Source organism: Ilumatobacter sp., from assembly GCF_965215205.1.
In the GTDB taxonomy this organism is placed as follows: domain Bacteria; phylum Actinomycetota; class Acidimicrobiia; order Acidimicrobiales; family Ilumatobacteraceae; genus Ilumatobacter_A.
In genome coordinates, this window is sequence record NZ_OZ244049.1 from 1,645,447 (window position 1) to 1,669,820 (window position 24,374).

Consider the following 24,374-nt stretch of genomic DNA (forward strand, 5'->3'; position numbering starts at 1 on the left):
GGTCGCCTCAGGTGACGTCGGCGACGAGGACGCCGGGGACGTGGAGGTGGGTGACGGTCGGCGAGCGCCCGACGGTGTCGGAGGCGATCTCGAGCGCGTCGTTCATCGTGGAGGCCGGGGTGAAGCCGAGCTTGCGGACCGCCGAGGCGTAGCCGCCGACGATGATGACCTTGCCGGCGTGCTGCTGGCCGTGGGCGCCCCAGTACCAGGCGTAGAACGGGTGCACGCCGTGGTAGGCGTAGCTGGTCCGGTACAGGTGTCGGTACCACTCGTCCTCGGCGTACTTCTTCTCCCACCGCGTCGACATCTCGGCGGGGTCGGTGGTGTCCGCGAGCACCTCGTCGAAGAAGTCGATGTAGCTCGGGTGGTGCACCGGGTGGAACTCCTCGTAGGTCGGGTGCGTCATGATCACGACCCCGCCCTCGCGCACCAGCGGCTTGCCGCGGTACATGTTGAACAGGTACCCGAGCCCCATGCACATCACGAGGATCGGGTTCATCACCGACTCGGGGTTGTACGGGCTGATGAACGGGATGCCCATCGTGAGGATGTCGGTCTGGCCGTCGACCTCGACGAGGTGCTGGGCGTAGACGTTCTCCAGGGTCCGCTCGTGGACGGACTCGGTGAACCCGGCCTGCACGCTCGTCGTGCGGTAGGGCGCCTCGATGCCGTGGAAGATCTTGCGCTTCGTCCGGTTCGGCATCCGGTCGAGCGTCTTCGACGTGGCGAGGTAGAGCGCCCGGTCCTTGGCCGACCACTCCCACTCGCGCTTCGCGAGGAAGTCGAACGGGGACGGGAAGGCCTCGGTGTTGATCGTCGTCTCGACCTGGAAGACGCGGGGGCCCTGGTCGCGCAGCAGAGCTCCCATCCGCCAGATCGAGTGGTGCAGCGCCGAGTGGTGGCGGTCCATCAGGCTGCGCGTGTTCTGCAACGAGCTCGGGTTGTGGTGCTCGGCCAGGCAGCGGTAGCTCGCGAGGCCCGTGGTGAGCGACTTCCACCCTCCGTCCATCGCGACCTGGTTGACGTTCGCGTAGACGACCAGGTCGGACTCCGCCGCCCGCTTGTTGATCTCGAGGATCTCACCCTCGTCGGTGTGGCCGATGACGGTGAGGTTGTCGGGGTCCTCGGCGTCGTGCTGGTACAGCGCGCCCTGGGGTGCGAACGCGTCGACGACGCGGTCGCCGAGGACGTGGCGCAGCTCGTAGTCGTGCATCCGGCGGTGCAGCCCGAGCGCGGCGATGATGTGGACGTCGTCGACCCCGGCTTCGGCGGCCATGTCGAGCACGGCCTCGACGATGCGCTGGCGGTTGTCGGGTCGCTGCATCTTGGGCAGCGACAGCGACGCGTCGTCGAAGCAGATCGTCAGCTTCATGTCGGGTCGGAGCAGCTCGGGGAGCGGTTCGGAGTCGATCGGATCGAGCAGCGCCCGGCGGATGTGGCCGTCGAGGTCGTCGATGCCGGGGAGCGGCTCGGGCGGGTAGACGATGCGGCTCCGGTCGGCCGGCAGCCGCTCGAGGCTGAACCCCTCGCCGCGCCAGAACAGGGTGGGGGGTGTCGAGCGATCGACGTCGAGGACGAATCCTGGTCGTGGCATCAGTTCTCCTGCCCGCGCGTCGCGGGTCGGGTCCGGCCCGCGGCGCGACGTGTGGTCGTCCGAGGTGGGGTGGTCGTGCGTGTCGTCGTCGGCGGTGTCGTCACGGGGCGGTCCGGGGGTCGAAGGCGATCTTCACGGCGCCGCGGCGACCGGCGTTCGCGGCGTGGGCGATGGCGTCGGCGTGATCGGCGAGCGGGTAGACCGCCGACACCAGGCGCTCGGCGCCGACGGCCTCGACGGTCTGCGTCGCGAGCGTGAACGTGTCGGTCACGCTCCCGTCGGCGAGGGTCTCGGTGCCGTACGTGTAGGCGCCCTTGAGCTCGATCTCGCGGTGCCACAGCCCGGTGAGATCGATCGTCACCTCGGAGGGCATCCCGAGCAGGACGAGTCGTCCGCCCGGACGGGTGATGCGCAGCCCGGTGGCGATCGACGCACCGGACCCGACGGCGTCGATCGTCGCGTGGGCTCCGCTCGTCAGCGCGCCGCTGCGTCCCCCGCCGATCATGTGGCACCCGACCTCGCGCCGCACGGCGCGGTCGATCTCGGCGTCCGCCACGGCGACGTCCGCCCCCATCGACAGGGCGAGGGCGCGCTGGTGGGCGTAGCGGGCGCCCACCACGATCCGGGTGCCCGGGGCGTGGCGCCGCAACCCGGCGATCGCGGCGAGCCCCATCGTCCCCGCTCCGATCACGGCGACGACCGGCGTGGACGGGCCGGTCGCGCTCCCGGCGGCGAGGAGGGCGGCGTGGATGCCGCCGGCGAAGGGCTCGATCAGCACGGCCCGCTCGTCGGGGAAGTCCTCGACCGTGGCATCGAGGCGGTGGAGCTGCGACTCGTGGGCCCAGAACCAGGGCGCCCAGCCTCCCCCCGTCGAGCAGCAGAACCCTGTCTGGATCGCCGGCTCGATCCCGTCGGGGGAGGTGATCGCGAGGTGGGCGTGGTCGTCGCCGTCGGCGGGGCGGGCTCCCTCGAAGGGGAGCGCGACCCCCCGCGCGGCGTGCCCGAGGACCGGCTCGAGCACCACGCGGGTGCCGTCGTCGAGGTCACCGACGACCTCGTGGCCCGGGACGAACGGGAAGCTCACCCAGTCCTCGAAGTAGGTCGACGCGTGCCCGCCGACCATCGACAGGTCGGACCCGCAGATCCCCGACAGGCGCGTGGTCACCCGGTGCCACTCGTCGCCGGGCCGCTCGGGGTCGTCGATCGTGCGGTGCTCGAGCGGCCCGACGCGCGTCGCTCCCGCCGGGGAGACGGCGCCGACGATCCGGGCGGCGCCGAAGCGACCGACCGAGCGTCGCACCTGCAGCGCCCTCATCGCGGGCCACCTCGCGTCGCCCTCGGTGCCGGGCGCCTCGTGGTGCGCCGTGCGGGCCCGGGCGACGTCACGCGAACCTCCGTCGGCGCTCGCGCTCGCCCATCAGCTCGCCGATGGGGAGCAGCGGCCGGGGACCGCCGGCGGCCTTCTCCCAGTTCTCGACGAGCCACCCGCGCTTGCGTGCGATCGCCGACAGGCGGGTCTCGGGGTTGACCGCCACGGGGAACCCGACGGCGTCGAACAGCGGGAGGTCGGACGACGAGTCGGCGTAGGCGACCGAGTTCGAGATGTCGAACCCCTCCGCCTCGCACCAGTCGGCGAGGATCTGGGCCCGGGCCTCCCCGGTCGGCGGCACGGTGCTCATCTCCCCCGACAGCGTCCCGTCGGGCCGTACGGTCATCTCGGCGGCGACGATCTCGTCGAACAGCGGGGCGAGGCCGGCGACGGCGAAGTCGAGCGCCCCGGTGATCAGCACCGTGCGGTGGCCGAGCTCGCGGTGGCGTCGCACCCGCCGGAGCCCCTCCGGGAACGCCTTGGTCATGATCAGCTGGCTGAGCATCTCGCGTGCGTCGTGCTCGATCTGCTCGACCGGCGCGTTCTCGTAGCGGCGGTAGAAGTGGCGCAGGAAGTCGGTGCGGTCCTGGCGGTCGAGGCGCAGCAGGCCCGGCGCCTCGGCGAGCGTGCGCAGCACGTACCGCGCCCGTTCGGCGGTGTCGAGGCGGCGCGTCGCGAGCCACGAGAAGCTCTCGACGACGTTCGACGCGATCAACGTGTTCTCGAGATCGAACGCGGCGACGTGGCGCTTCGGGTCGAGGACCTGTCGGCGCATGCGCTCCATCCGGTCGGTCGACCGCGACGGACCCGGGGTCGTCTTCACCCGTGCGTGCTGGACGATCGACGGGAGGTGGATCTCGTTGACGTACTCGATCCAGTCGATGGTGCGCGGATCGATGTTGAACGTCCGCCGGTCGTCGGCCGTCATCGAGTCGTGGATCGAGAGCAGGTTGTCGACCTGGTAGATCGCCTCGCACTCGGTGTACAGCCCGTAGAGCTCGACGTAGTCGAGCGCGCGCTCGACCTCGAGCCGCTTCTCCTCGAGCTGGGCGGTGAACTCGGCCTGGCGGCCGCGGAGGGGGAGGGCCTGCAGGACCCGCTCCGACGTCTCGAGCACCTTCTTGGCCTGGTCGAGCTGCTTCTGGACGCGGCCGCGACCGGGGAAGCGCCACTCGGGCACGAGGATCGGCTGGCCCTTCGGGTCGTAGAGCGGGTTGCGGGTGAACCAGCCGGTGACGTTGTCGACGAGCGTGCGGTACTCGAGCGGGTTGACGTCGCCCGACGCGACCTGGGTGATCGCGGGCGCCCGGTCGGGACCCTGGGCGGCGACGGCGATCAGCGCGGCGACGACGAGGTCGACCGGGATCACGTCGACGGTCCCCTCCGGTACCCCGGGGAACTCCTTCAGCAGGCCCTTCGCGAAGGAGATGATCACCGGCTCGGCCATCCGGAAGCCGCGGATCCACCCCGGCTCGGGCTCGGCGAGGGCGGACTCGATGATCGACGGTCGCACGATCGACACGGGGACGTCGCCCTTGACGTCGGTGAGCGCCTGCTCGCCGAGCGCCTTGGTGAACGCGTAGGCGTCGGGCCAGCCGACGCTCGCGGCGCGGGCGCGACCGGCCGTCACGAGCTCGTCGGTGACCCACGACCGACGCAGGTCCTCGGTCTTCGACGCGAGGGCCGGGGCCCCCGCCGCGCCGATCTCCGCTCGAGCTGCGGCACGGAAGCCGCGCAGGCGCTCCGGGGCGCGGCTCTCGGCGTCGAGGTCCGAGCGCACCCGCTCGGTCGCGCGCACCTCGCTGCGCCAGTCGATGCCGACGTCGAACGGTCCGGCGCTGACCAGCGCCTCGGGGGCACGCCCCCGGCGGTTGCCCGCCACGTAGCAGGTCGACACGGCGACGAGGTGCGGGGTGATCGCCATCTCGTTGCACAGGTCCGCGATCCGCGTCGGCCCGAGCAGGTTGATCTGCACCGCGGAGTCGAGGGGGCTGTCGAACGACACGGCCGCCGCCGAGTGGATGATCACGTCCGCCGTCCCGAACGCCGCCCGGTCGGCGGCGCCGAGCCCGAGGCCGTCGACCGTGACGTCTCCGGCGATCGTGGTGATGCGGCCGCCGACGGCGTCGTCGAAGTCGTCGCCGTGGGTGGCGCGCAACCGGTCGAAGGCGTCGTTCTTGAGGATCTCGCGCTGGGTGCGCCGGGCGGCGGGGGTGCGCTGCCCGTCGCGCACGAGCAGGATCAGCTCGCAGTCGGGGACGCAGCGCAGCAGCCGCTCGACGAGCGCCGTGCCCACGAACCCGGTGGCGCCGGTGATCGCGATGCGCCGGTGCGCGAGCGCGTCGGCGATGGGGACGGCATCCACGGTCGTCCGTTCTAGCACGATGCTCTACCAATCGGTAGAGAGGTGCACGCGGCCGGACCGGCCCGGCGGCGCGACGGCCGGGAGACGGGCGCCCGCCGTGAGGTCGGGGACGACCTGGCCGGGTCGTCGATCGGCGTGGGGTCGGATCCGGCGATCTCGGGGCGACTACCGTGACCGAGCGCGCGTTCGACCGGTGGGACAGGTGCGGTGCACGAGATGGGACGACGACACGGAGAACCCCCGGGCAAGGCACCCGATCCGGGACGAGTCGACCGCCCCTCGCCACCCGTGCCCCGCTCACCCGACCGTCCCACTCCCGCGTCGACGCCGGGGGTGCCCCGGGACCGGGAGGCGGACGGACCCGGCGGCGGCGCTGCCGGCGGCGGGGGTCGGCGATGACCTCGGTCGCGCCGACCCGCGACCGGATCCTCACCGTCGCCGTCGACCTGTTCGGACGGCGCGGCGTCGACTCGGTGTCGCTCGACGAGATCGCCGGCGTGGTCGGCGTCCGCAAGCAGACCGTCCTCTACTGGTTCGCATCGAAGGACGTCCTCGTCGACGCCGTGCTCGACATGGTCGCCGCCGAGCTGTTCGCGGTGATCGACGCCGCCGTGCGCGCCGCCCCCGACGATCCCCTCGAGCGGGTCGATGCGATCGTGCGCGCCGCGTTCCGACCCGCGGTGCGCCGTCCCGCCCTGCTCGGACTCGTGCGCGAGGTCAGCCGGCTCGATCGCGCCCAGGCCGACCGGTTGCTGGAGCGCATCGGTCCCCTCGTGGACCGGGCGGTCGGCTACCTCCGCGACGAGATGTCCGCCGGCCGACTGCGGAGCGGGGATCCCGGCCTGGTCGCGGCGCTCGCCTACGCGACGGTCACCGGCATCGCGACGGAGCCGGATGCGCTGCGCGCGGTGGCGTGGAGCGCGGACGCCGCCGGGTTGCGACGGCTGCGCGACGAGCTGCGCGCCTTCCTGCGCGCGGCTCTGGCGCCCTGACGCCGGAGCCGCGCGCAGGAAGGGGACCGGCGATCACCGAGCGCGAGGCGCCCGGCCGGGGTGGCGAGCTCAGCGCCGATCGACGGCGCTGAGCTTCTGGTCGAGGACCGCCAGGCTGTTCGCGAGGTCGTCGAGCCGGGCGCGGGCGTCCGCGAGATCGGCGCGCACCTCGGCGAGGGCGGGGTCGCTCGACGTCGGGGGGACGCCACGGCCGATGAGGATCCACGACACCGAGACGCCCAGCATCCCGGCGATCTTGCTGACGTGGTGACCGCGTGGCGAGGTCCCCCCCTGCTCCCACTTCTCGACGGTGGAGGTGCGCACCCCGAGGCGGTCGGCGACGTCGCCGACGGAGAGGCCGATCGTGGTGCGCGCCGATGCGATCCGGGCACCGATGTCGTGCGCGTCGTCGGCGAGCTCCGGCGTCTGCGAGGCCGCGGCGTCCCCCTCGTCGAACCAGGACCCGAGGTCGGTGGCGCCCGGCGGGTCGGCGCTCGGACCGCGAGCCGCGCCGCCGCTGGCGTCGGGCTCGATGTGGTGGTCGGCGGCCATCGGATCGCCGGCGTGCTCGTTCGTCGTCATGGGTGCTCCCCGCTCGGTCGGGGGGCGAACGGTATCGTCGGGTGCGCGACCGTGCTCAGCGCTTGGTGTTGCGTCGGCGGCGGCCGTGGCGCTCGAGCGCGAACCCGACCAGTCGGTCGATGATCTCGCCGTAGGGCACCCCGTCGGCGATCCACATCTTGGGGAACATCGAGATCGGGGTGAACCCGGGCATCGTGTTGACCTCGTTGCACAGCAGGCCGCGCCCTCCCGCGTCGGGGTCCTCCCAGAAGAAGTCGACGCGCGCCAGCCCGGAGCAGCGCAGCGCACGGAACGTCTCGACGGCCAGGCGGCGCGCCTCGTCGAGGGCGGCGTCGCCGATCGGGGCGGGGATGCGGGCGAACGACCGGTCGGAGACGTACTTGTCGTCGTAGCTGTAGAAGTCGTCGCCGGGCACGATCTCGCCCGGGGTCGCCGCGACCGGGTCGAGATCGCCGAGCACCGCGACCTCGATCTCGCGACCGACGATGGCCTCCTCGACGACCACCGTCTCGTCGTAGGTCAGCGCGAGCGCCACCGCGTCGCGCACCTCGTCGGCGGTGGTCGCCTTGGACACGCCGACCGAGGAGCCCATGTTCGCCGGTTTGACGAAGACGGGCGACCCGAGCGCGGCGAGCACCTCGTCGGCCAGCCCCGGGCTCACCTCGTGCTCGCGGACGGACAGGTGCCGTGCCTGGGGGATCCCCGCGGCCGTCAGCACCTGCTTGGCCATCGCCTTGTCCATCGCCACCGCCGAGGCGAGCACCCCGGACCCGACGTAGGCCATGTCGGCGAGCTCGAGCAGGCCCTGCACCGTCCCGTCCTCCCCGAGGGGGCCGTGGAGCAGGGGCATCACCACGGTCGTCGACGGCTCGCGCGCCGCCGCCGACAGCAGGGCGTTCGGCGAGACCGCGGTCCCGGACGGGTCGAGCCGGCCCGGGAGCGCACCCGCTCCCGACTCGAGCGCGTCCGCGGCCGCGGTGGCGATCGACCACCGCCCGTCGGTCGAGATGCCGACCGGGGTGATCCGGTAGCGCCCGGGATCGGCGGCGGCGAGCACGTGGGAGGCGGTGGTGCACGACACGTCGTGCTCCGCCGACTCCCCCCCGAACAGCACGATCAGATCGATCCGCTCGTCGGTCGCGGCGCGAACGCGTGCGGCAGGCGCCGCCTCCGACGAGGTGGTGGCGTCGTCCGGGTCGGGTCGGTCGGTCATGTCCTGGCTCCTGGGGTCACCATCACGTCGTCGATGATCACGGTGCGGACCATCACCCGACGGTACCGTTCGCGTCCATGAGGATGAGGGCATCCGAGGCGGCGGCCGGGATCGGCGGGCGCCTGGTCGGCGACGACGTCGCCTTCGACGGCGCCTCGTTCGACTCCCGCTCGGTCCGTCCCGGCCAGCTGTTCGTCCCGATCGTCGCCGAGCGCGACGGCCACGACTTCATCGACTCCGCCCTCGACGCCGGCGCGGTCGCCCACATGACCAGCCGCTCGGGCAGCGAGCACGGGGAGCGGACCGCGATCGAGGTCGCCGACACCGCGCGGGCCCTGATGGACCTCGCCGGGTTCGCTCGCGGCCGCTCGAGCGCCGAGGTCGTCGGCGTCACCGGGAGCGTCGGCAAGACGTCGACCAAGGACCTCGTCGCAGCGGCGTGCGCCTCGTCGCGGCGGACGGCGGCGAACGAGCGCAGCTTCAACAACGAGCAGGGGCTCCCGATCACGGTGCTCGACGCTCCCTCCGACGCCGAGGTGCTCGTCGTCGAGATGGGGATGCGCGGCTTCGGCGAGATCGCCCGCCTGTGCGAGGTCGCGCGCCCGACCATCGGGGTGGTGACCACGGTGGGCCACTCCCACACCGAGCGCGTCGGTGGGATCGAGGGCGTGGCGCGCGCCAAGCGCGAGCTCGTCGAGGCGCTGCCGCGGACGGGCACCGCGGTGCTCAACGCCGACGACGACCGAGTCGCGGCCATGGCGTCGGCCACCGACGCCGACGTCGTCACCTTCGGCCACCACGGCGACGTGCGCATCGTCGATCTCGAGCTCGACGACCTCGCCCGGGCGCGCTTCGGTGTCGAGACGCCGTGGGGCGCGGCGGAGGTCGCCCTCGTGGTGAGCGGGGCGCACATGGCCCTCAACGCCGCCGCCGCGATCGCCGTCGCGGGCACCCTGGGCATCGACCTCACGGCGGCGTCGGGTGGGCTCGCTCACGCGTCCCTGTCGCCGATGCGGATGCAGATCGTCGAGCTCGACTCGGGCGCCGTCGTGGTCGACGACGCCTACAACGCGAACCCCACGTCAATGGCCGCCGCCCTCGACGCGCTCGTCGCGATGCGCGCGCGACGCCACGTCGCGGTGCTCGGCGAGATGGGCGAGCTCGACGATCCCGGTGCCGGGCACCGCGACGTCGCCCGTCGCGCCGAGGCGCTCGGGGTCGAGGTGCTCGCGGTCGGGACCGACCTCTACGGTGTGCGGCCGAGCGACGATCCCGTCGCAGCGCTCGGCGGGCTCGGCGAGGGCGACGTCGTCCTCGTCAAGGCGAGTCGCGCGGCGGGCCTCGAGCGGGTCGTGCGCGCGCTGGTCGACGGCGTCACCTGACCCCGCTCGGCGTGAGCGGACGGGTGGCGGTCGTGCGGACCGGTCTCCGGCGGGTCAGGCCCTGCGGGGGACGAGATCGGGCGGGGTCTCGCCGCCGTCGGCCTCGCTGAGGAACGCCGACGGGGGCTGGCGACGCAGGTCCAGCCACCAGGCGAGGAACAGGGCCCACGCCGCTCCGACGCCCAGCACCGTGCGCGGACCGACGATCTCGAACAGGACCCCGCCGATCAGGTTGCCGATCGGGACCGTCCCGCCGAACACCATGAACCACAGCGGCATCACCGAGGCGCGCTCGCCGTCGCGCAGGTTGAGCTGCAGCGAGGTGGTGATCGCCGTCGCCGTCATGAAGTAGCAGAAGCCGAGGACGAACCCGACCGCGAACGGGCTGACGTCGTCGCGCAGCTGGGAGAACACGGCGAGCGCGACCGCGTACCCGGTGAGGCCGCGCACGATCAGCACCCGGCGGTGGAACCGCGACAGGAACGTGCCGACCGAGATCGCGCCGAAGAACGCGCCGAGGCCCCAGGTGGCGTACAGCCAGCGGTAGGCGCTGGAGTCGGCGGCGATGCCGAAGTTCAGCTCCGCGACGGACGGGAACAGGCCGACGTAGATGAGGCTGATCGCCGAGAACGAGAACATCCCCACCAGCAGGCGCGACAGCACCAGCCGGCCACGAGCGATCTGCAGCCCGACGCCGAGCTGGCGCCAGCCGCGCACGAGGGTGTCGGCCTTGACGTCGGGCATGCTGACGAGGACCAGCGCGACGATGAACGCGACGTAGGAGATCGAGTTGATCACGAAGATCCCCGCGATCGACAGCCCGGCCGCGCCGAGCACGGCGGCTCCGACGGGGCCCATCACGCGCGTCCCGTTGATCATCGCCGAGTTCAGGCTGATCGCCCCCGGCAGGTCGGAGCGGTGGACGAGCAGCGGCATGGAGGCCTGGAAGGCGGGCGCGTTGAGCGCGTTCGCGGTGCCGATCCCGGCCTGCACCGCGAAGATCCACCACACGTTCGCCTCGGTCGCGACGAGGTACGCGGTCCCCAGGGTGAGCACCGCCGAGGCCGACTGCATCGCGAGCATGAGGCGTTGCTTGGACACCTTGTCGGCGAGCGCGCCGGCCGGGATCGAGAACAGCAGCAGCGGGCCGAGCTGGACGGCGATCGCGACGCCGACCAGGGCGGGACGTCCGGTCCGGTCCTGGATGTAGGCCGGGAGGGTGACGTTCTGCATCCACGTCCCGATCTGGGACAGGGCGAGCCCGATGAACACGAGGCGGAACTTCGGGTACGACATCGCCGCCCGGGCCGTGCCGGGCCGCAATCCGTGCGCCGGCGGCTCCATCGGAGCGGTCATCGGTGTCTGGCGGGGGGTCATGGGGTGAGCGGCGACCCTACCGGCGCGCCCGGGAGCCGTTCGGGTCGATCGAGGACGCGTTCCCGACGTCACACCGGGCGCGACCGAGCGCGGACCGGAGCCGGATCCGAGCGATGGCCGGGCCGGGATGGAGGGACGCCGGGGGACCGGGCCTCAGCGCAGAGGGCGGACGAAGGTGCGCACCTCGGACACGAAGGTCTCGGGCACCTCGAACGCCGCGAAGTGGCCGCCCCGGTCGTGCTCGGCCCAGTGGACGAGGTTCGGGTAGACCGGCTCGACCCACGACCGCACCGGCGGCACGATCTCCTCGGCGAACGACGCGAACCCCGTGGGCACGCCGATGTCGAGCTCGCGACGCTCGGAGAAGCTCTCCCAGTAGAGCCGGGCGGAGGACGCCCCGTTGCCGTTGATCCAGTACAGCATGATGTTGTCGAGCAGCTCGTCGCGGGTCAGCACGTCCTCGGGGTGGCCGTCGTTGTCGGTCCACGCCCAGAACTTCTCGACGATCCACGCCGCCTGCGCGGCGGGGGAGTCGACGAGGCCGTACCCGACCGTCTGCGGGCGGGTCGACTGCTCCTTCGAGTACCCCGAGTCCCAGTCCGCGTAGTACTTCATCTTCTCGAGGACGCGCTCCTCCTGAGCCGTGGGCTCGCCGTCGAGGTCGGGCCGGGCGCCCATCGCCAACGTCAGGTGGATGCCGGCGCAGTGGTCGGGATCGTGGGCGCCGATGACGCTCGTCACCGCCGAGCCCCAGTCGCCTCCCTGGGCGATGTAGCGGTCGTGGCCGAGGCGGGCCATCAGCTCGGCGAACGCCGCGGCGATCCGCTCGACGCCCCACCCGGTCTCGGCGGGCTTGGCGGAGAACCCGTAGCCCGGCAGCGACGGGGCCACGACGTGGAACGCGTCGCCCGCGTCGCCACCGTGCGCGGTGGGGTCGACGAGCGGCTCGATGACCTTGTGGAACTCGACGATCGAGCCCGGCCACCCGTGGGTGAGCAGGAGGGGCATCGCGCCCTCGTGGGGGGAGCGCTGGTGGACGAAGTGCAGCTCGAGCCCGTCGATCTCGGTGGTGAACTGGTCGAAGCGGTTGAGCCTCGCCTCACGATCGCGCCAGTCGTAGCCGTCCGCCCAGTGCGCGCAGAGGTCCTGCACGTAGGCGAGCGGGGTGCCCTGGCTCCAGTCGTCGACCGGTTCGCTCTCCGGCCAGCGCGTGTTCGCGAGGCGCGAGCGCAGGTCGTCCAGGACCTCGTCGGCGACGTCGATGGTGAACGGTCGGACCTCGGAGCTCATCTCGGAGAACCTACGACGCTCCCCCGCACGACTCGGGAGCGGAGCGCCCCGCCGCCGCGCCAGCGCCGTCCGCGGACCGCCCGGTGTCGGGCGCCGGACGGGTCGAGGGTCGAGGGTCGCGGGTCGCGGCTCACGCCGGCGGGCCGGAGGTGGCGGCGCCGGCGAACGCCTGGGCCTTGGACATCCAGTCGCGCGCGGCGTCGCCCTCGACGACGAGGTCGGTCGCGTCGACGTGGCGGCACTGGGTGACGACGAGGCAGAAGTCCTCCGCCGGCCCGCGCACCGACTGCTCGGCGTCGTCGGGCCCGTACGTCCAGGTGCCCCCGGAGGGGGCGTCGAGCTCGAGGCGCACCGGCGTCTCGGGGGCGTCGAGGCCCCGGTTGACGTAGGTCCAGCCGCGGGTGTTGACCCCGAGGCGCACGATGTGGGCGAGGCGGTCGGTGGCGTCGCGCTCCACGCCGAGCGCGTCGACGACGTGCTGGCCGTGCGCCCAGCACTCCATCAGGCGGGCGGTGAGGAACGACTTCGCGCCCATCGACGGGCCGTACCACACGACCCGGTCGTCGTCGGCGAGGCCCGCGGCCGCGTCGGCGAGGTCGCGGCGGTTGGCGCGCCACGCCTCGAGCAGCTCGTCGGGGCTCATCGCGCGGTACTCCCCGAGCGTCAGGCGGTCCATCTCGTCCACGCCGGCGGAGGGGTCGAGCCCGGAGGTCAGCTCGGCCATCGAGGAGCGGAAGCGCTCCTCGTCGGTGATCGCCCACGCCGCCGTCCGGTCGAAGAACGCGAGGTGCCCGATCTGATCGGCGACCGTCCAGCGCTCGCTGGGCGTGCTCGCCCCCCAGCCGGCGGAGTCGAGGTCCGCCACGATGGGATCCAGCGCCTCCTGCTCGGCGATCAGGTCGTCGCGCACGGACGCAGCGGTGGGGGAGGAGGTCGTCGCCATCGCGTGGAGCGTACGGCACGTCGCGTTTCGGGTCTGACCCGTAGCGCGACGGTGGGGCGGAACTACCGTCGCCGCCATGAGCCACCCCAGGCCGAACGACCCGAGGCCGTGCCCTGCGACGTGGCGCGAGGACGACCGGCGATGACGATCGGCACCCCGCTGCGCTCGAAGCTTGACACGCGCTCGGAGGAGTACCGGTCGAACCTCGCCGCGATGCAGGAGATGTGGGACGAGGTCGCCGCGCTCATGGAGACGGTCCCCGGCATCGGCGGTGAGCGCTACGTCGACCGGCACCGCGCGCGCGGCAAGATGCTCGTGCGCGATCGCGTCGAGGCGCTCGTCGATCCCGACACCGCGTTCCTCGAGCTGTCGGCGCTGGCGGCGTGGGGCACCGAGGACCCCGTCGGCGTCGGCGTCGTCCAGGGCATCGGGGTCGTCGAGGGCGTCGAGTGCGCGATCACCGGGACCGACATGAGCGTCAAGGGCGGCGCGGCGAACCCCACGACGTGGAAGAAGAGCCAGCGCTTCCAGGACATCGCCCGCGAGAACCGGCTGCCGCTGATCAACCTCAACGAGTCCGCGGGCGCCGACCTCCCACGGCAGGCCGACCTCTTCATCCAGGGAGGCGCGAGCTTCAAGAACCTCACCCAGCTCTCCAAGCTCGGCATCCCCACCATCACCGCCGTGTTCGGGCCGAACACGGCCGGCGGCGCCTACGTGCCGGGGATGAGCGACTACACGATCTTCGTCGCCGAGGCCGGCACCGCCTACCTCGGCGGGCCGCCGTTGGTGAAGATGGCGATCGACGAGATCGTCGACGAGGAGACCCTCGGCGGTGCCGAGATGCACTCGCGCACCAGCGGCCTGTCCGACTACTTCGCCCAGGACGAGATGGACGCGATCCGCCAGATCCGCCAGATCGTCCGCCACCTCGGGTGGCGCAAGCTGGGCCCCGGGCCGACCGAGGTCGACGAGCCTCCCCTCTACGACCCGATGGAGCTGCTCGGGTGCGCATCGGCCGACGTGCGGATCCCGTTCGACATCCGCGAGGTCTACGCCCGCCTGTTCGACGGCAGCCGGTTCGAGGAGTTCAAGGCCCTGTACGGCGACAAGCTCGTGTGCGGTTGGGCGTCGATCCACGGCTTCGCGGTCGGCGTGCTCGGCAACAACGGCATCCTGTTCTCCGAGGAGGCCAAGAAGGGCGCCCAGTTCATCCAGCTGTGCAACGAGATGTCGGTGCCGATCGTGTTCGCGCACAACATCACCGGGTTCATGGTCGGCTCGAAGTCCGAGCAGGGCGGGATCATCCGCAACGGGGCGAAGATGATCAACGCGGTGTCCAACTCCGAGGTGCCGCACCTCAACCTGATGGTGGGGGCGAGCTACGGCGCCGGCAACTACGGCATGGCCGGCAAGGCCTACGACCCGCGCTTCATCTTCACGTGGCCGAACCACCGGATCGCGGTGATGGGCCCGAAGCAGCTCGCCGGGGTGATGGACATCATCGCACGCAACTCGGCCGAGGGCCGTGGGATCGAGGTCGACGAGGAGGCGCTGGCGGCGCAAACGAGCGCGCTCGAGGCCCAGATCGAGGAGGAGTCGACGGCGCTGTTCTCGACCGGGCGGCTGTGGGACGACGGGATCATCCACCCCGGCGACTCGCGCACGGTGCTCGGCCTGGCGCTCTCGGCCGTCCACAGCAACGTGGTGCGCGGCACCGAGTCCTACGGCGTGTGGAGGCACTGATGTCGTCGCTGTCCGTCCCCGAGGGCTCGTTGTCGCGCCGGATCACCCGCCTGCTCATCGCCAACCGCGGCGAGATCGCCGTGCGCATCGCCCGCACCGCCCACCGCCTGGGCATCTCGACCGTCGGCGTGTACTCCGAGCCCGACGCCGACGCGATGCACGTGGACGCGGTCGACCTCGCCGTCGCCCTCGGCGGGTCCACCCCGGCCGAGTCGTACCTGCGCGCGGAGCGGATCGTCGAGATCGCCCGCGAGCAGGGCTGCGACGCTGTCCACCCCGGCTACGGCTTCCTCGCCGAGAACGCCGACGTCGCGCGGATGGTCGCGGACGCCGGGCTGATCTGGGTCGGGCCGACGGCGGACCAGATCCGTTCCCTCGGCGACAAGGTCGCGGCGAAGAAGCTCGCCATCGAGTCCGGCGTCCCGACGGCCCCGTTGTTCGAGATCGCCGGCGGTGGTGGCGGCGACGGCGAGGTGCGCATCCCCGACGGGGTGCCGATGCCCGCGCTGGTCAAGGCCGCCGCCGGGGGCGGTGGCCGCGGGATGCGCGTCGTGCGCGGCGCCGACGAGCTCGCCGAGGCCGTCGCGGCCGGATCGCGCGAGGCGCGCTCGTCGTTCGGCGACGGCACCGTGTTCGTGGAGCCGTACATCGAGCGCGCCCGCCACGTCGAGGTCCAGGTGGTCGGCGACGCTCACGGGAACGTGATCCACCTCGGCGAGCGGGAGTGCTCGATCCAGCGGCGCAACCAGAAGATCGTGGAGGAGTCCCCCTCCGCCGGGATCACGCCCGAGACCCGGGCGGCGCTGTGCGACGGCGCGGTCGCGCTGGCACGGGCGGTCGGGTACCAGGGTGCGGGCACCGTCGAGTTCCTCGTCGACGAAGCCGGCAGCGTGGGTTCGATCAACTTCCTCGAGGTGAACACCCGGCTGCAGGTCGAGCACCCGGTCACCGAAGCGGTGACCGGGGTCGACCTCGTCGAGCTCCAGCTGCGCGTCGCAGCGGGCGAGGCGCTGCCGATCACCCAGGACGACGTCACGTTCGACGGCCACGCGATCGAGGTGCGCGTCGTCGCGGAGGACCCGGCGGCCGGCTGGTTGCCCTCCACCGGGACGATCACCGCGTTCGACCTCGCGGGCGGCGACGGCGCGTCCGGTGGGCGCGACGCTCCGGCCGCCGCCGAGCTCGTCCGGATCGACACCGGGTTCCGCGACGGCGCGGCCGTCTCCGCCGACTACGACTCGATGCTCGCGAAGGTCATCGCCCACGCTCCCACGCGCGCCGGGGCGGCGGCGCGGCTCCGCCGGGCGCTGCGTCGCTCCCAGATCGTCGGCGTCACGACGAACCTCGACGCGCTCGTCTCGATCCTCGGCGAGGCGGACTTCCTCGCGGCGGCGACGCCGACCGCCTACCTGGACGAGCACCCCGACGTGGTCGCCGCGTCCGGGCCCGAGGGTGACGACCGCGTCGCGCTCCTGCTCGCCGCGGTGTTCGCCACGGAGCGCGAGCGCCGAGCGGCGGACCGGGTCACCGGGTTCGCCCCGTCGGGGTGGCGCAACCTGCGCACCAGGGGACAGCGCCAGCGGTGGAGCCGGCGCGGCGCCGAGGCGTCGGAGCAGGTGGAGTACACCGTGTGCGGCGACGCCGCCGCCGTCCTGCTGGGCGCCTGGCCCGAGCCCGACGCCGACGGCGCGATGCCCGCCGACGAGCGGCGACGGGTCGCGGTGCGCCTGCTCGCCGTGGGTGAGGATCGCCTCGCCATCGAGCTCGACGGGGTGCGTCGCGTCGTGGACGTCGACCACGAGTCGCACCCGCACGGCGAGTGGGTCGTCCGCACCCGCAGCGCCGCCGGCTCGGTCGTCTGGCAGCTCGAGCCGCGCTTCGTCGACCACGACGCCGTCTCGGCCGGAGGCGGGCCGGTCTGCCCGCTGCCGGGCACGGTCATCGCCGTCCACGTCGAGGCGGGGCGCCGGGTCTCCGAGGGCGAGGTGCTGATGGTCGTCGAGGCGATGAAGATGGAGCACAAGATCACCGCGTCGACGGCCTCGATCGTGAGCGAGGTGCTGTTCGCGGTCGGCGACCGGGTCGACCAGGGCGACCTGCTCGTGGCGCTCGAGGCCGCGCCCGACGGAGACGGCGACGCCGACGACGAGGGGGAGGGATCGTGACCGAGCCGATCCGCGTCGCCAACTGCTCGGGGTTCTTCGGCGACCGCCCCTCGGGTGCCGTCGAGATGGTCGAGGGCGGCCCCATCGACGTGCTCACCGGCGACTGGCTCGCCGAGCTGACGATGCTGATCCTCAGCCGGATCCGGGCCAAGCGGCCCGGCCAGGGCTACGCCCGCACCTTCGTCGCGCAGATGGAGCAGGTGATGGGCACCTGCCTCGACCGCGGGATCAGGGTCGTGTCGAACGCAGGCGGTCTCGATCCCGACGGGTGCGCCGAGGCGGTCCACGAGGTCGCCCAGCGACTCGGCCTGTCACCGACGATCGCCTACGTCGACGGTGACGACCTGCTCGACCGGATCGCCGCGCTGGCCGCCGACGGCGATCTGCGGCCCTTCGTCGACGGCGGAGATCTCGGTGACGTCGACCGGTTCGTCAGCGCGAACGCCTACCTCGGGTGCTTCGGCATCGTCGACGCGCTGGAGTCCGGCGCGGACATCGTGATCACCGGCCGCGTCACCGACGCCGCCGTCGTGTGCGGACCCGCCGCCTGGCACCACGGGTGGGAGCGCACCGACCTCGACCAGCTCGCCGGTGGCGTCGTCGCCGGCCACGTGATCGAGTGCAGCGGCCAGGCCACGGGGGGCAACTACTCGTTCTTCGACGAGATCGAGGGCCGCACCGACGTCGGCGGCGGTGCCCGGTTCGGCTTCCCGTGGGCCGACATCGCCGCCGACGGTTCGAGCGTCGTCGGCAAGCACGACGGCACGGGCGGCGCGGTCACCGTGGGCACCGTCACCAGCCAGCTGCTCTACGAGATCGGCGGGCCGCGCTACCTCGGTCCCGACGTGACGGCGCGCTTCGACACGATCGAGCTGGAGCAGGTCGAGCGTGACCGGGTGCGCATCTCGCCGGTGCGCGGCGAGGCCCCTCCGCCGACGCTGAAGGTCGCGATGAACGAGCTCGGCGGCTACCGCAACTCGTTCTCCGTGGCTCTCACCGGGCTCGACATCGAGGCCAAGGCCGAGTTCGCGCAGGCGACGTTCTGGGACGCGTGCGCGTGCGGACCCGACGACTTCGAGTCGATCGACAGCCGCGTCATCCGCACCGACAAGGACGACCCCGCCACCCAGGAGGAGGCGACGGCGGTGTGGCGCGTCACGGTGAAGGACGCCGACGAGCGCAAGGTCGGCCGCGCGTTCTCCGACGCGCAGGTGCACACCGCGCTGTCGGGGATCCCCGGCCTCTACGGACTCGGTGGCGGCCCCTCGGCGGCCAGCCCGTTCGGCGTCTACCGACCGGCGAGGATCGACGCCTCGCTCGTCCCCCAGAACGTCACCGTGCTCGGGGGCGACATCACCCGGATCGAATCGCGCGCCCCCCTCGACGGCGTGGAGGTGCCCCCGGTGGACGTCGACGACGGTGTCCCCGCCGAGGCGTCGGGCCGGTGGCGCGACGCGCCGACGACGAGCTCACCGCTCGGATCGGTGATCGGGACCAGATCGGGCGACAAGGGCGGCGACGCGAACATCGGCGTCTTCACCCGCTCCGACGACGCGTTCGAGTGGATCGACGCGTTCCTGACGGTCGAGCGCCTCGCCGAGCTGCTCCCCGAGACGGCGACCACGGCGATCGACCGCCACCGGTTCCCGAAGCTGCGGGCGCTGAACTTCGTCGTCCACGACCTCCTCCAGGAGGGGGTCGCCGCCTCGACCCGCCAGGACGGTCAGGCCAAGGCGGTCGGGGAGTGGCTGCGCGCCCGCGTCGTCGACGTGCCGACGTCGTTGCTCGACGACGCCTGACGCTCACGGCGCCCAGCTCGGCGGACCGGCGCCGACCTCGAACCGCACGGCTGGGCGATCGGTCAGCGGCGGACCAGCTTGCTCAGCGCGTCGGCGACCGGGAGCAGGATCGAGCGGGGGGTGTACTGGCCGTTGAACGCTCCGATCCGGTTGGCGATGCCCGGCACGACCACTCGCCGGTTCCTCTCGAGACCGGCCACCCCCTCCTCGGCGACCCGGTCGGCGTCGACGACGACGAACGACGGAGCGAGGTCGAGCAGCGCGTCGGCGCCGGCCTCGTCCCAGATCTCGGTCTTGACCGGCCCGGGGCACAGCGCCGTCGCGTGGACCCCCGTGCCCGTCAGCTCGGTGTGGAGACCCTCGGTGAAGGAGAGCACGAACGCCTTCGTCGCCGCGTAGGTGACCGTGGAGGGGACCGGTTGGAACCCGAGCACCGAGCCGACGTTCATCACCGCTCCGGTGCCGCGCTCGACCATCGGCGGGACGAAGCGGGCGCACAGGTCGACGACGGCGTCGACGTTGACGGACACGATCAGGTTGTGGCGGTCGACGTCCTGCTCGTGGAACGGGCCGTCGGAGCCGAGGCCCGCGTTGTTCACCAGCACGTCGACCGTCAGCTCGGCGTCGGTGACGAGGTCGACCAGGGCGGCGCGCGCCGAGGGGTCCGCGAGGTCGGCACCGATCGTCTCCGCGCGGATCCCGTGCTCGGCGGACAGCTCCTCGGCCAGCCGGTCGAGCCGCTCGAGGCGGCGCGCCACCAGGATGAGGTTGTGCCCGCGCCGGGCGAGGCAGCGAGCGATCTCCACGCCGAGGCCGGACGACGAACCGGTGACCAGCGCCGCCGTGGTGGGGGAGGGTGACGGGAAGCTCATCGTGCGTCCGCGGGGCCGTCGGCATCGGCGAGCGTCGGCGTTCGGAGCGGGGTCGTCGTGTCCATGGTGCCGCCTCCAGCGGTCCGTCGTCGGTGGGACGGCCGCGGCGGGCGGCCCGAGACGTGGTGCAGAACGTAGACCGTCACGCTCGCGCCGCGATCACCCAGCCCACGGGATGCCCGCGTCGGAGCGCCGCCGAGGTCGTCCGGTCGGTGAGGCGCAGCGGCCGCACCGCAGCGGGGAGCGGTCGCGGTCCGCCCACGGCCGCCGCTCGGTCAGACCCGGCGCGGGACGCCGAAGCGGGCGTCGACCGGCTCCGCCCACCTCACGAGCGGCTCCGCTGCGGGCTCCGAGAGCCCGGCCGCGACGAGCGCGCCGGTGTCGAGGCGCAGCAGCGTCGCCTGGTGGAGGTGCCACTCGTCGTGATCGACCGGGTGGAACCTGAGTCGGCCCCGCCATCGCGCGACCGTGCCCCAGCGTGCGCTGAGGAAGACGTCGCGCTCGGTCGGCTCCGCGATGCGAACCCCGACCTCGAGCTCGACCGTGGTCGTCGCCGGCGGGGACCGGGGCCAGCGGCGTCGATGGGTCGCGTAGCGACGACGGGCGCCGTCGACTTCGAGCTCCATCGAGCTCCACACGTAGGGGAACCCCAGCGCGGCGCGGGCGAGGGCGACCACCGCCAGCCGGTCGGCCTCGAGGGAGAAGAACCAGATCGCGCGATCGCCGTCGGAGTCGACGACGTAGGTGCGCACGTTCGTCTCGGCGAAGCGCGACAGCCACGGCACCGCGGGGAAGGGGTTCGGTGCGGCGTCCGCCATGCGGAACGGGATCAGCGACACCCACGCGCTCCCGTCGATCACGTCGACGCGCAACCCGTCGGGGAGCAGCCGCTGGATCTCGGCGGGGTCGTACTCCCAGTGGACGAAGGCCAGCTCCTCCCACCGGTTGCGCAGCCAGGCTCGTCCGATCGGATCGGCCCGCGACGCGCTGATCGGGCGCGGACGCGGCCCGGGTGCGCGCTCGCGCTCGGACGGGGCGGGCCCGCTTCGCCGCGGTGCGCGGTCCACCGGCGCCACCTCCGGCCGGACGGGGACGACCTCGGGCTCCATCTCTCGAGACGGTACCCGCCGCGCTGCGCCCGAGCCGGCCGCCGCAGAGCGCGCGACGGCGCTCGGTAGGGTCGGGTCGTGGCAGCGCACGACATCGAAGCGATCGAGGTCGACCGGGCGCGCCACGTGCGCGTCGAGTTCGCCGACGGGGTGACGGCGACGTTCGAGCTCGCGGCGCTGCGCCTCGCGTGCCCGTGCGCCGAGTGCAACTCGCGACGCCAGGGCGGGCGCTCGGTGTCGATCGCCGCCGAGACCGCGCCCGACGACATCAGGATCACCCAGGCGGCGATGGCCGGCGCGTGGGGGCTGAACCTCGACTGGAGCGACGGCCACTCCACCGGGATCTACGCCTTCGAGCGGATGCGGCGCTGGGTCGACGACCGCGCCGTCGCCGCCCACGTCGTCCGCCCGGACGGCGCCGGGAACGATGCCGAGACCGACTCCGAGACCGACTTCGACGTCGGCAGCGGCACCCGCGGCGGACCGCACCTCGGCTGACGCTGCGTCCCGCCGGGGACGCCGGCTCGGCTCAGCCGAGGATGATGTCGGCGTAGACCTCGAGCGCACCCGCCGGGCCCGAGAGCAGGAACTCGGTGATGCAGGTCTCGCGCCAGCGATCGAGCTCGCCTCGGATCTTGTCCACCGGGCCGACGAGGGCGACGTCCTCGACCATCTCGAGGGGGATCGAGGCGGCCGCTTCGTCCTTCCTGCCGTCGAGGTAGAGGTTCTGCACCTTGTCGGCGACGTCGCCGTAGCCCATCCGCTCGAACACCTCGTAGTGGAAGTTGGCGCCCTTCGCCCCCATCCCGCCGGCGTACAGGGCCAGCATCGGGCGGACCCTGTCGGCGCACCTCTGCGCGTCGTCGCCCGGCACCACCATGATCGTGGCGGACACCTCGAAGCCGTCCTTCTTCGACGGGTCGCCCGACGCCTCGAACCCCGAGTCGAGCTGCTCGCGGTACCAGCCGTCCTCCTTCGGCGAGAAGAAGAGCGGCAGCCACCCGTCCGCGATCTCGGCGGACAGGGCCACGTTCTTCGGCCCCTCGGCCGCGAGGTAGATCGGGATGTCGGTCCGCAACGGGTGGACGGTCGACTTCAGCGGCTTGCCGAGGCCCGCGCCGCCCTCGACCGGCATGTCGAAGAAGTCGCCGTGGAACTCGACCTTGTTGTCACGGGCCCAGATGCGACGGAGGATCTCGATGTACTCGCGCGTCCGCGCGAGGGGTCGGGGGTACTCCTCGCCGTACCACCCCTCGACGACCTGGGGACCCGAGGCGCCGAGCCCGCAGATGAAGCGCCCACCCGACAGGTGGTCGAGGGTGAGCGCGGCCATCGCGGTCGCGGCGGGGGTGCGCGCGGCCATCTGGAGGATGCCGGTGCCGAGCTTCACCGTCTGGGTGTTCGCACCCCACCACGCGAGCGGGGTGAGCGCGTCCGAGCCGTAGGCCTCGGCCGACCAGATCGAGTTGAACCCCAGCTCCTCGGCCCTCTGGATCGCCTCGAGCGCGCCGTCGGGCGGACCCTGCGACCAGTATCCGGTGTTGTACCCGAGCTTCAGCTCTGCCATGGACGCACCGTATTCGCCGGGGCGTCGCCGACTTCAGTCCGCGCATCGCTCGTCGCCGTCCGCGCCGCCGACCCGAACCCGCGCCCGGTCGCGCGGCGTCCTGCGAGGGCCCCGTGGCTCGCCGTGGTGTCGTCACGACGCAGGTGCGCGGTGGCGACCGCTCGTAGCGTGGTGGGATGGGACGACGAGCGGACGGCGAGGCGCACGACGACCGCCTCGTGGTGACCGATGCGGTCCGGATCCCGCGCTTCGAGCTGCGCGAGTCGTTCTCCGCCTCCGGCGGACCCGGCGGGCAGCACGCGAACAAGGCGGCGACGCGCGTCGAGCTGACCTTCGACGTCGAGACGTCGTCCGCGTTCCGCCACGAGGCCCAGCGCCGGCGCGTCGTCGAGCGGCTGGGTCCGGTGGTGCGGGTGGTCGCGGACGACGAGCGTTCCCAGGCTCGCAACCGCGACCTGGCCCGCGAGCGCCTCGCAGGCAAGCTGCGAGCGGCGGTGCAGGTGAGGGCGCGCCGGCGGGCGACGAAGCCCACCCGCGGGTCGCAGCGTCGGAGGTTGGCGGCGAAGAACCGACGCAGCGAGCTCAAGGCGCAGCGTCGACGGCCCCGCCTCGACGAGTGAGCCGTCGTCGCGGGTCGTGGGCGGCCCGTCCGCTCAGGCGACGCCGGCCGGGGTGAACGTCACGGGGAAGTGCGCGGGACCGAAGATCGCGGTGCCCTGGGGCTTCCACTCGATCCGCCCGTCGACAGCGAGCTCGGGCATGCGCCGGGCGAGGATCGGCAGCGCCTCCTGCAGCTCGGCACGTGCGAGCGAGGCGCCGAGGCAGTAGTGGATCCCCGACCCGAACGTCATGTGGGGGCGGCCGCGCACCGGTTCGCGGGTGATGTCGAAGCGGTCGGTGGCGCCGGCGATCACGCCGTCGTCGCCGTTGGCCGCGACGAGCGAGGGGAAGACCATCGAACCGGCCGGGAACCGCACGCCGCGGTGGACGATGTCCTCGCTGGCGAAGCGACCCGTCGCACGAACGGCGCCGAAGTAGCGCATGCACTCCTCGACGGCGGTCGCCGCGAGCTCGGGCCGATCGGCGAGCATCGCCCATTGGTCGGGGTGGGCGGCGAACACGCTGAGAGCGCACGCGAGCTGGTTGCGCGTGGTGTCGGTGCCTCCGACGATCACCGCGTTGACCATGCTGACCAGCTCGGGGGTCGAGAGGCGGTCGCCTTCCTCCTCCGCGGCGATGAGATCGGTGATCAGGTCGTCGCGCGGGTCGTGGCGCCGCGCGGCGATGAGCTCGGCGACGTAGTCGTTCAGCTCGCGCTGCGCCTGGTCGATCACGTCGAGCTCGGCGAGCGCCGTGCCGTTGAAGATGCGCAGCACGTCCTCGGCCCAGCGCGAGAACGACCTCCAGTCCTCGCGCGGGGCTCCGAGCAGCTCGCAGATGATCGGGATCGGGTAGGGCTCGCAGATGTCGGTCGAGACGTCGGCCCGCCCCGCGTCGGCGACCGCGTCGACGAGCTCGTCCATCACCTCGCGCATGAACGGGCGCAGCCGGTCGGCGCTGCGCGGCGAGAACGCCTTCGACACGAGGCGCCGGAGGCGCACGTGGACGTCGCCCTCCGCGGCGAGGATGGACGGCGGTCGGCTCAGCACCTCGGGGTCGGTGATCCCGAGCATCTCGGGGATCTTCGCGACCACGTTGTGCCAGCGCTTGTCGCGCAGGATCGCGGTGACGTCGTCGTATCGCAGCACCGCGTGGCCGAAGGTGCCGCGCACGATCCAGTGCTCGTCGGCGAGCTCGCGGTGGCGGGCGGCGGCGGCGACGTGGTCGAGCTGGGCGATGTCCGCACCCAGGTCGGGGACGTCCAGATCGGCGATGTCGATGATGTCGGTGCCCACGTCCGCTGCCATCTCCCGATCCTACGTCCGGTTGCGGTCCGGCCTCCGGCGCCACGGCCGCCGCGCGCGCACCGAGGGGCGGGTCACGAGGGTCGGTTCGGGCCGGCGGGTCAC

Annotated in this window: 19 protein-coding genes; 7 read left to right on the top strand and 12 right to left on the bottom strand. The window is 72.8% G+C overall.

The features are described from left to right. Positions 1 to 7: 7 nt before the first annotated feature. The 3 genes from ACOOHC_RS07705 to ACOOHC_RS07715 form a co-directional block, all read right to left on the bottom strand. Positions 8 to 1,594: a lactate racemase domain-containing protein gene (locus ACOOHC_RS07705; RefSeq protein ID WP_420453408.1), complete on the bottom strand. Its 1,587-nt coding sequence runs from the start codon at positions 1,592 to 1,594 to the stop codon at positions 8 to 10. Positions 1,595 to 1,694: 100 nt separating this feature from the next. After that, positions 1,695 to 2,909 (bottom strand): zinc-binding dehydrogenase, encoded by a 1,215-nt coding sequence (locus ACOOHC_RS07710; protein ID WP_420453409.1) that lies wholly within the window; start codon positions 2,907 to 2,909, stop codon positions 1,695 to 1,697. Between the two features lie 67 nt (positions 2,910 to 2,976). Further along, positions 2,977 to 5,328 carry an HAD-IB family hydrolase gene (locus ACOOHC_RS07715; RefSeq protein ID WP_420453410.1) on the bottom strand — a complete coding sequence of 784 codons (2,352 nt, stop codon included), beginning with the start codon at positions 5,326 to 5,328 and terminating at the stop codon, positions 2,977 to 2,979. A gap of 395 nt (positions 5,329 to 5,723) precedes the next feature. Between ACOOHC_RS07715 and ACOOHC_RS07720 the strand changes: the two genes are divergently transcribed. After that, positions 5,724 to 6,320, top strand: coding sequence for a TetR/AcrR family transcriptional regulator (locus ACOOHC_RS07720; protein ID WP_420453411.1), 597 nt, complete (start codon positions 5,724 to 5,726; stop codon positions 6,318 to 6,320). Positions 6,321 to 6,389: 69 nt separating this feature from the next. Here ACOOHC_RS07720 and ACOOHC_RS07725 read toward each other — a convergent pair whose 3' ends face one another. Together ACOOHC_RS07725 and ACOOHC_RS07730 are read right to left on the bottom strand one after the other, a co-directional pair. Then, positions 6,390 to 6,902 carry a helix-turn-helix domain-containing protein gene (locus ACOOHC_RS07725; protein WP_420453412.1) on the bottom strand — a complete coding sequence of 171 codons (513 nt, stop codon included), beginning with the start codon at positions 6,900 to 6,902 and terminating at the stop codon, positions 6,390 to 6,392. A 55-nt stretch (positions 6,903 to 6,957) separates the two neighbouring features. Next, positions 6,958 to 8,115 (bottom strand): D-alanine--D-alanine ligase family protein, encoded by a 1,158-nt coding sequence (locus ACOOHC_RS07730; protein WP_420453413.1) that lies wholly within the window; start codon positions 8,113 to 8,115, stop codon positions 6,958 to 6,960. A gap of 77 nt (positions 8,116 to 8,192) precedes the next feature. Between ACOOHC_RS07730 and ACOOHC_RS07735 the strand changes: the two genes are divergently transcribed. Further along, positions 8,193 to 9,497, top strand: a complete 1,305-nt coding sequence (locus ACOOHC_RS07735) for a UDP-N-acetylmuramoyl-tripeptide--D-alanyl-D-alanine ligase (RefSeq protein WP_420453414.1) — start codon at positions 8,193 to 8,195, stop codon at positions 9,495 to 9,497. A gap of 54 nt (positions 9,498 to 9,551) precedes the next feature. Here ACOOHC_RS07735 and ACOOHC_RS07740 read toward each other — a convergent pair whose 3' ends face one another. The 3 genes from ACOOHC_RS07740 to ACOOHC_RS07750 all read right to left on the bottom strand — a co-directional run bounded on the left by ACOOHC_RS07740 (position 9,552) and on the right by ACOOHC_RS07750 (position 13,107). After that, positions 9,552 to 10,874 (bottom strand): MFS transporter, encoded by a 1,323-nt coding sequence (locus ACOOHC_RS07740; RefSeq protein ID WP_420453415.1) that lies wholly within the window; start codon positions 10,872 to 10,874, stop codon positions 9,552 to 9,554. Between the two features lie 153 nt (positions 10,875 to 11,027). After that, a complete protein-coding gene (locus ACOOHC_RS07745; RefSeq protein ID WP_420453416.1) occupies positions 11,028 to 12,164 on the bottom strand; it encodes an epoxide hydrolase family protein in 1,137 nt (378 codons plus the stop codon). Positions 12,165 to 12,294: 130 nt separating this feature from the next. After that, entirely contained in the window at positions 12,295 to 13,107 is an 813-nt protein-coding gene (locus tag ACOOHC_RS07750) for a TIGR03084 family metal-binding protein (RefSeq protein WP_420453417.1), read from the bottom strand. A 141-nt stretch (positions 13,108 to 13,248) separates the two neighbouring features. Here ACOOHC_RS07750 and ACOOHC_RS07755 point away from each other — a divergent pair, with 141 nt between their 5' ends. Genes ACOOHC_RS07755 through ACOOHC_RS07765 form a run of 3 tightly spaced genes read left to right on the top strand, consistent with a single transcriptional unit; the run spans position 13,249 to position 18,817 of the window. After that, positions 13,249 to 14,853 carry an acyl-CoA carboxylase subunit beta gene (locus tag ACOOHC_RS07755; RefSeq protein ID WP_420453418.1) on the top strand — a complete coding sequence of 535 codons (1,605 nt, stop codon included), beginning with the start codon at positions 13,249 to 13,251 and terminating at the stop codon, positions 14,851 to 14,853. After that, positions 14,853 to 17,018: a biotin carboxylase N-terminal domain-containing protein gene (locus ACOOHC_RS07760; RefSeq protein ID WP_420453419.1), complete on the top strand. Its 2,166-nt coding sequence runs from the start codon at positions 14,853 to 14,855 to the stop codon at positions 17,016 to 17,018. The genes ACOOHC_RS07755 and ACOOHC_RS07760 overlap by 1 nt, the downstream gene beginning before the upstream one ends. Further along, the gene (locus tag ACOOHC_RS07765; RefSeq protein WP_420453420.1) at positions 17,015 to 18,817 is read left to right on the top strand and encodes an acyclic terpene utilization AtuA family protein; all 1,803 of its coding nucleotides are present in this window, start codon (positions 17,015 to 17,017) and stop codon (positions 18,815 to 18,817) included. Before ACOOHC_RS07760 ends, ACOOHC_RS07765 begins: the two co-directional genes overlap by 4 nt. 62 nt (positions 18,818 to 18,879) lie before the next feature. Here ACOOHC_RS07765 and ACOOHC_RS07770 read toward each other — a convergent pair whose 3' ends face one another. Together ACOOHC_RS07770 and ACOOHC_RS07775 are read right to left on the bottom strand one after the other, a co-directional pair. Next, complete coding sequence (locus tag ACOOHC_RS07770) at positions 18,880 to 19,689, bottom strand: SDR family NAD(P)-dependent oxidoreductase (protein ID WP_420453421.1); 810 nt, start codon at positions 19,687 to 19,689, stop codon at positions 18,880 to 18,882. Between the two features lie 275 nt (positions 19,690 to 19,964). Continuing rightward, complete coding sequence (locus ACOOHC_RS07775; protein WP_420453422.1) at positions 19,965 to 20,798, bottom strand: YqjF family protein; 834 nt, start codon at positions 20,796 to 20,798, stop codon at positions 19,965 to 19,967. 78 nt (positions 20,799 to 20,876) lie between these two features. Here ACOOHC_RS07775 and ACOOHC_RS07780 point away from each other — a divergent pair, with 78 nt between their 5' ends. Beyond that, complete coding sequence (locus tag ACOOHC_RS07780) at positions 20,877 to 21,296, top strand: DUF971 domain-containing protein (protein ID WP_420453423.1); 420 nt, start codon at positions 20,877 to 20,879, stop codon at positions 21,294 to 21,296. 31 nt (positions 21,297 to 21,327) lie between these two features. Here ACOOHC_RS07780 and ACOOHC_RS07785 read toward each other — a convergent pair whose 3' ends face one another. Further along, complete coding sequence (locus ACOOHC_RS07785; RefSeq protein ID WP_420453775.1) at positions 21,328 to 22,356, bottom strand: LLM class F420-dependent oxidoreductase; 1,029 nt, start codon at positions 22,354 to 22,356, stop codon at positions 21,328 to 21,330. 185 nt (positions 22,357 to 22,541) lie between these two features. On the opposite strand from ACOOHC_RS07785, the gene arfB reads away from it, so the two are divergent. Then, positions 22,542 to 22,985, top strand: coding sequence for an alternative ribosome rescue aminoacyl-tRNA hydrolase ArfB (arfB, locus tag ACOOHC_RS07790; protein WP_420453424.1), 444 nt, complete (start codon positions 22,542 to 22,544; stop codon positions 22,983 to 22,985). 33 nt (positions 22,986 to 23,018) lie between these two features. Here the strand turns inward: arfB and ACOOHC_RS07795 are convergent, their stop codons facing one another. Next, positions 23,019 to 24,272, bottom strand: a complete 1,254-nt coding sequence (locus ACOOHC_RS07795; protein ID WP_420453425.1) for a cytochrome P450 — start codon at positions 24,270 to 24,272, stop codon at positions 23,019 to 23,021. Positions 24,273 to 24,374: the final 102 nt, after the last annotated feature.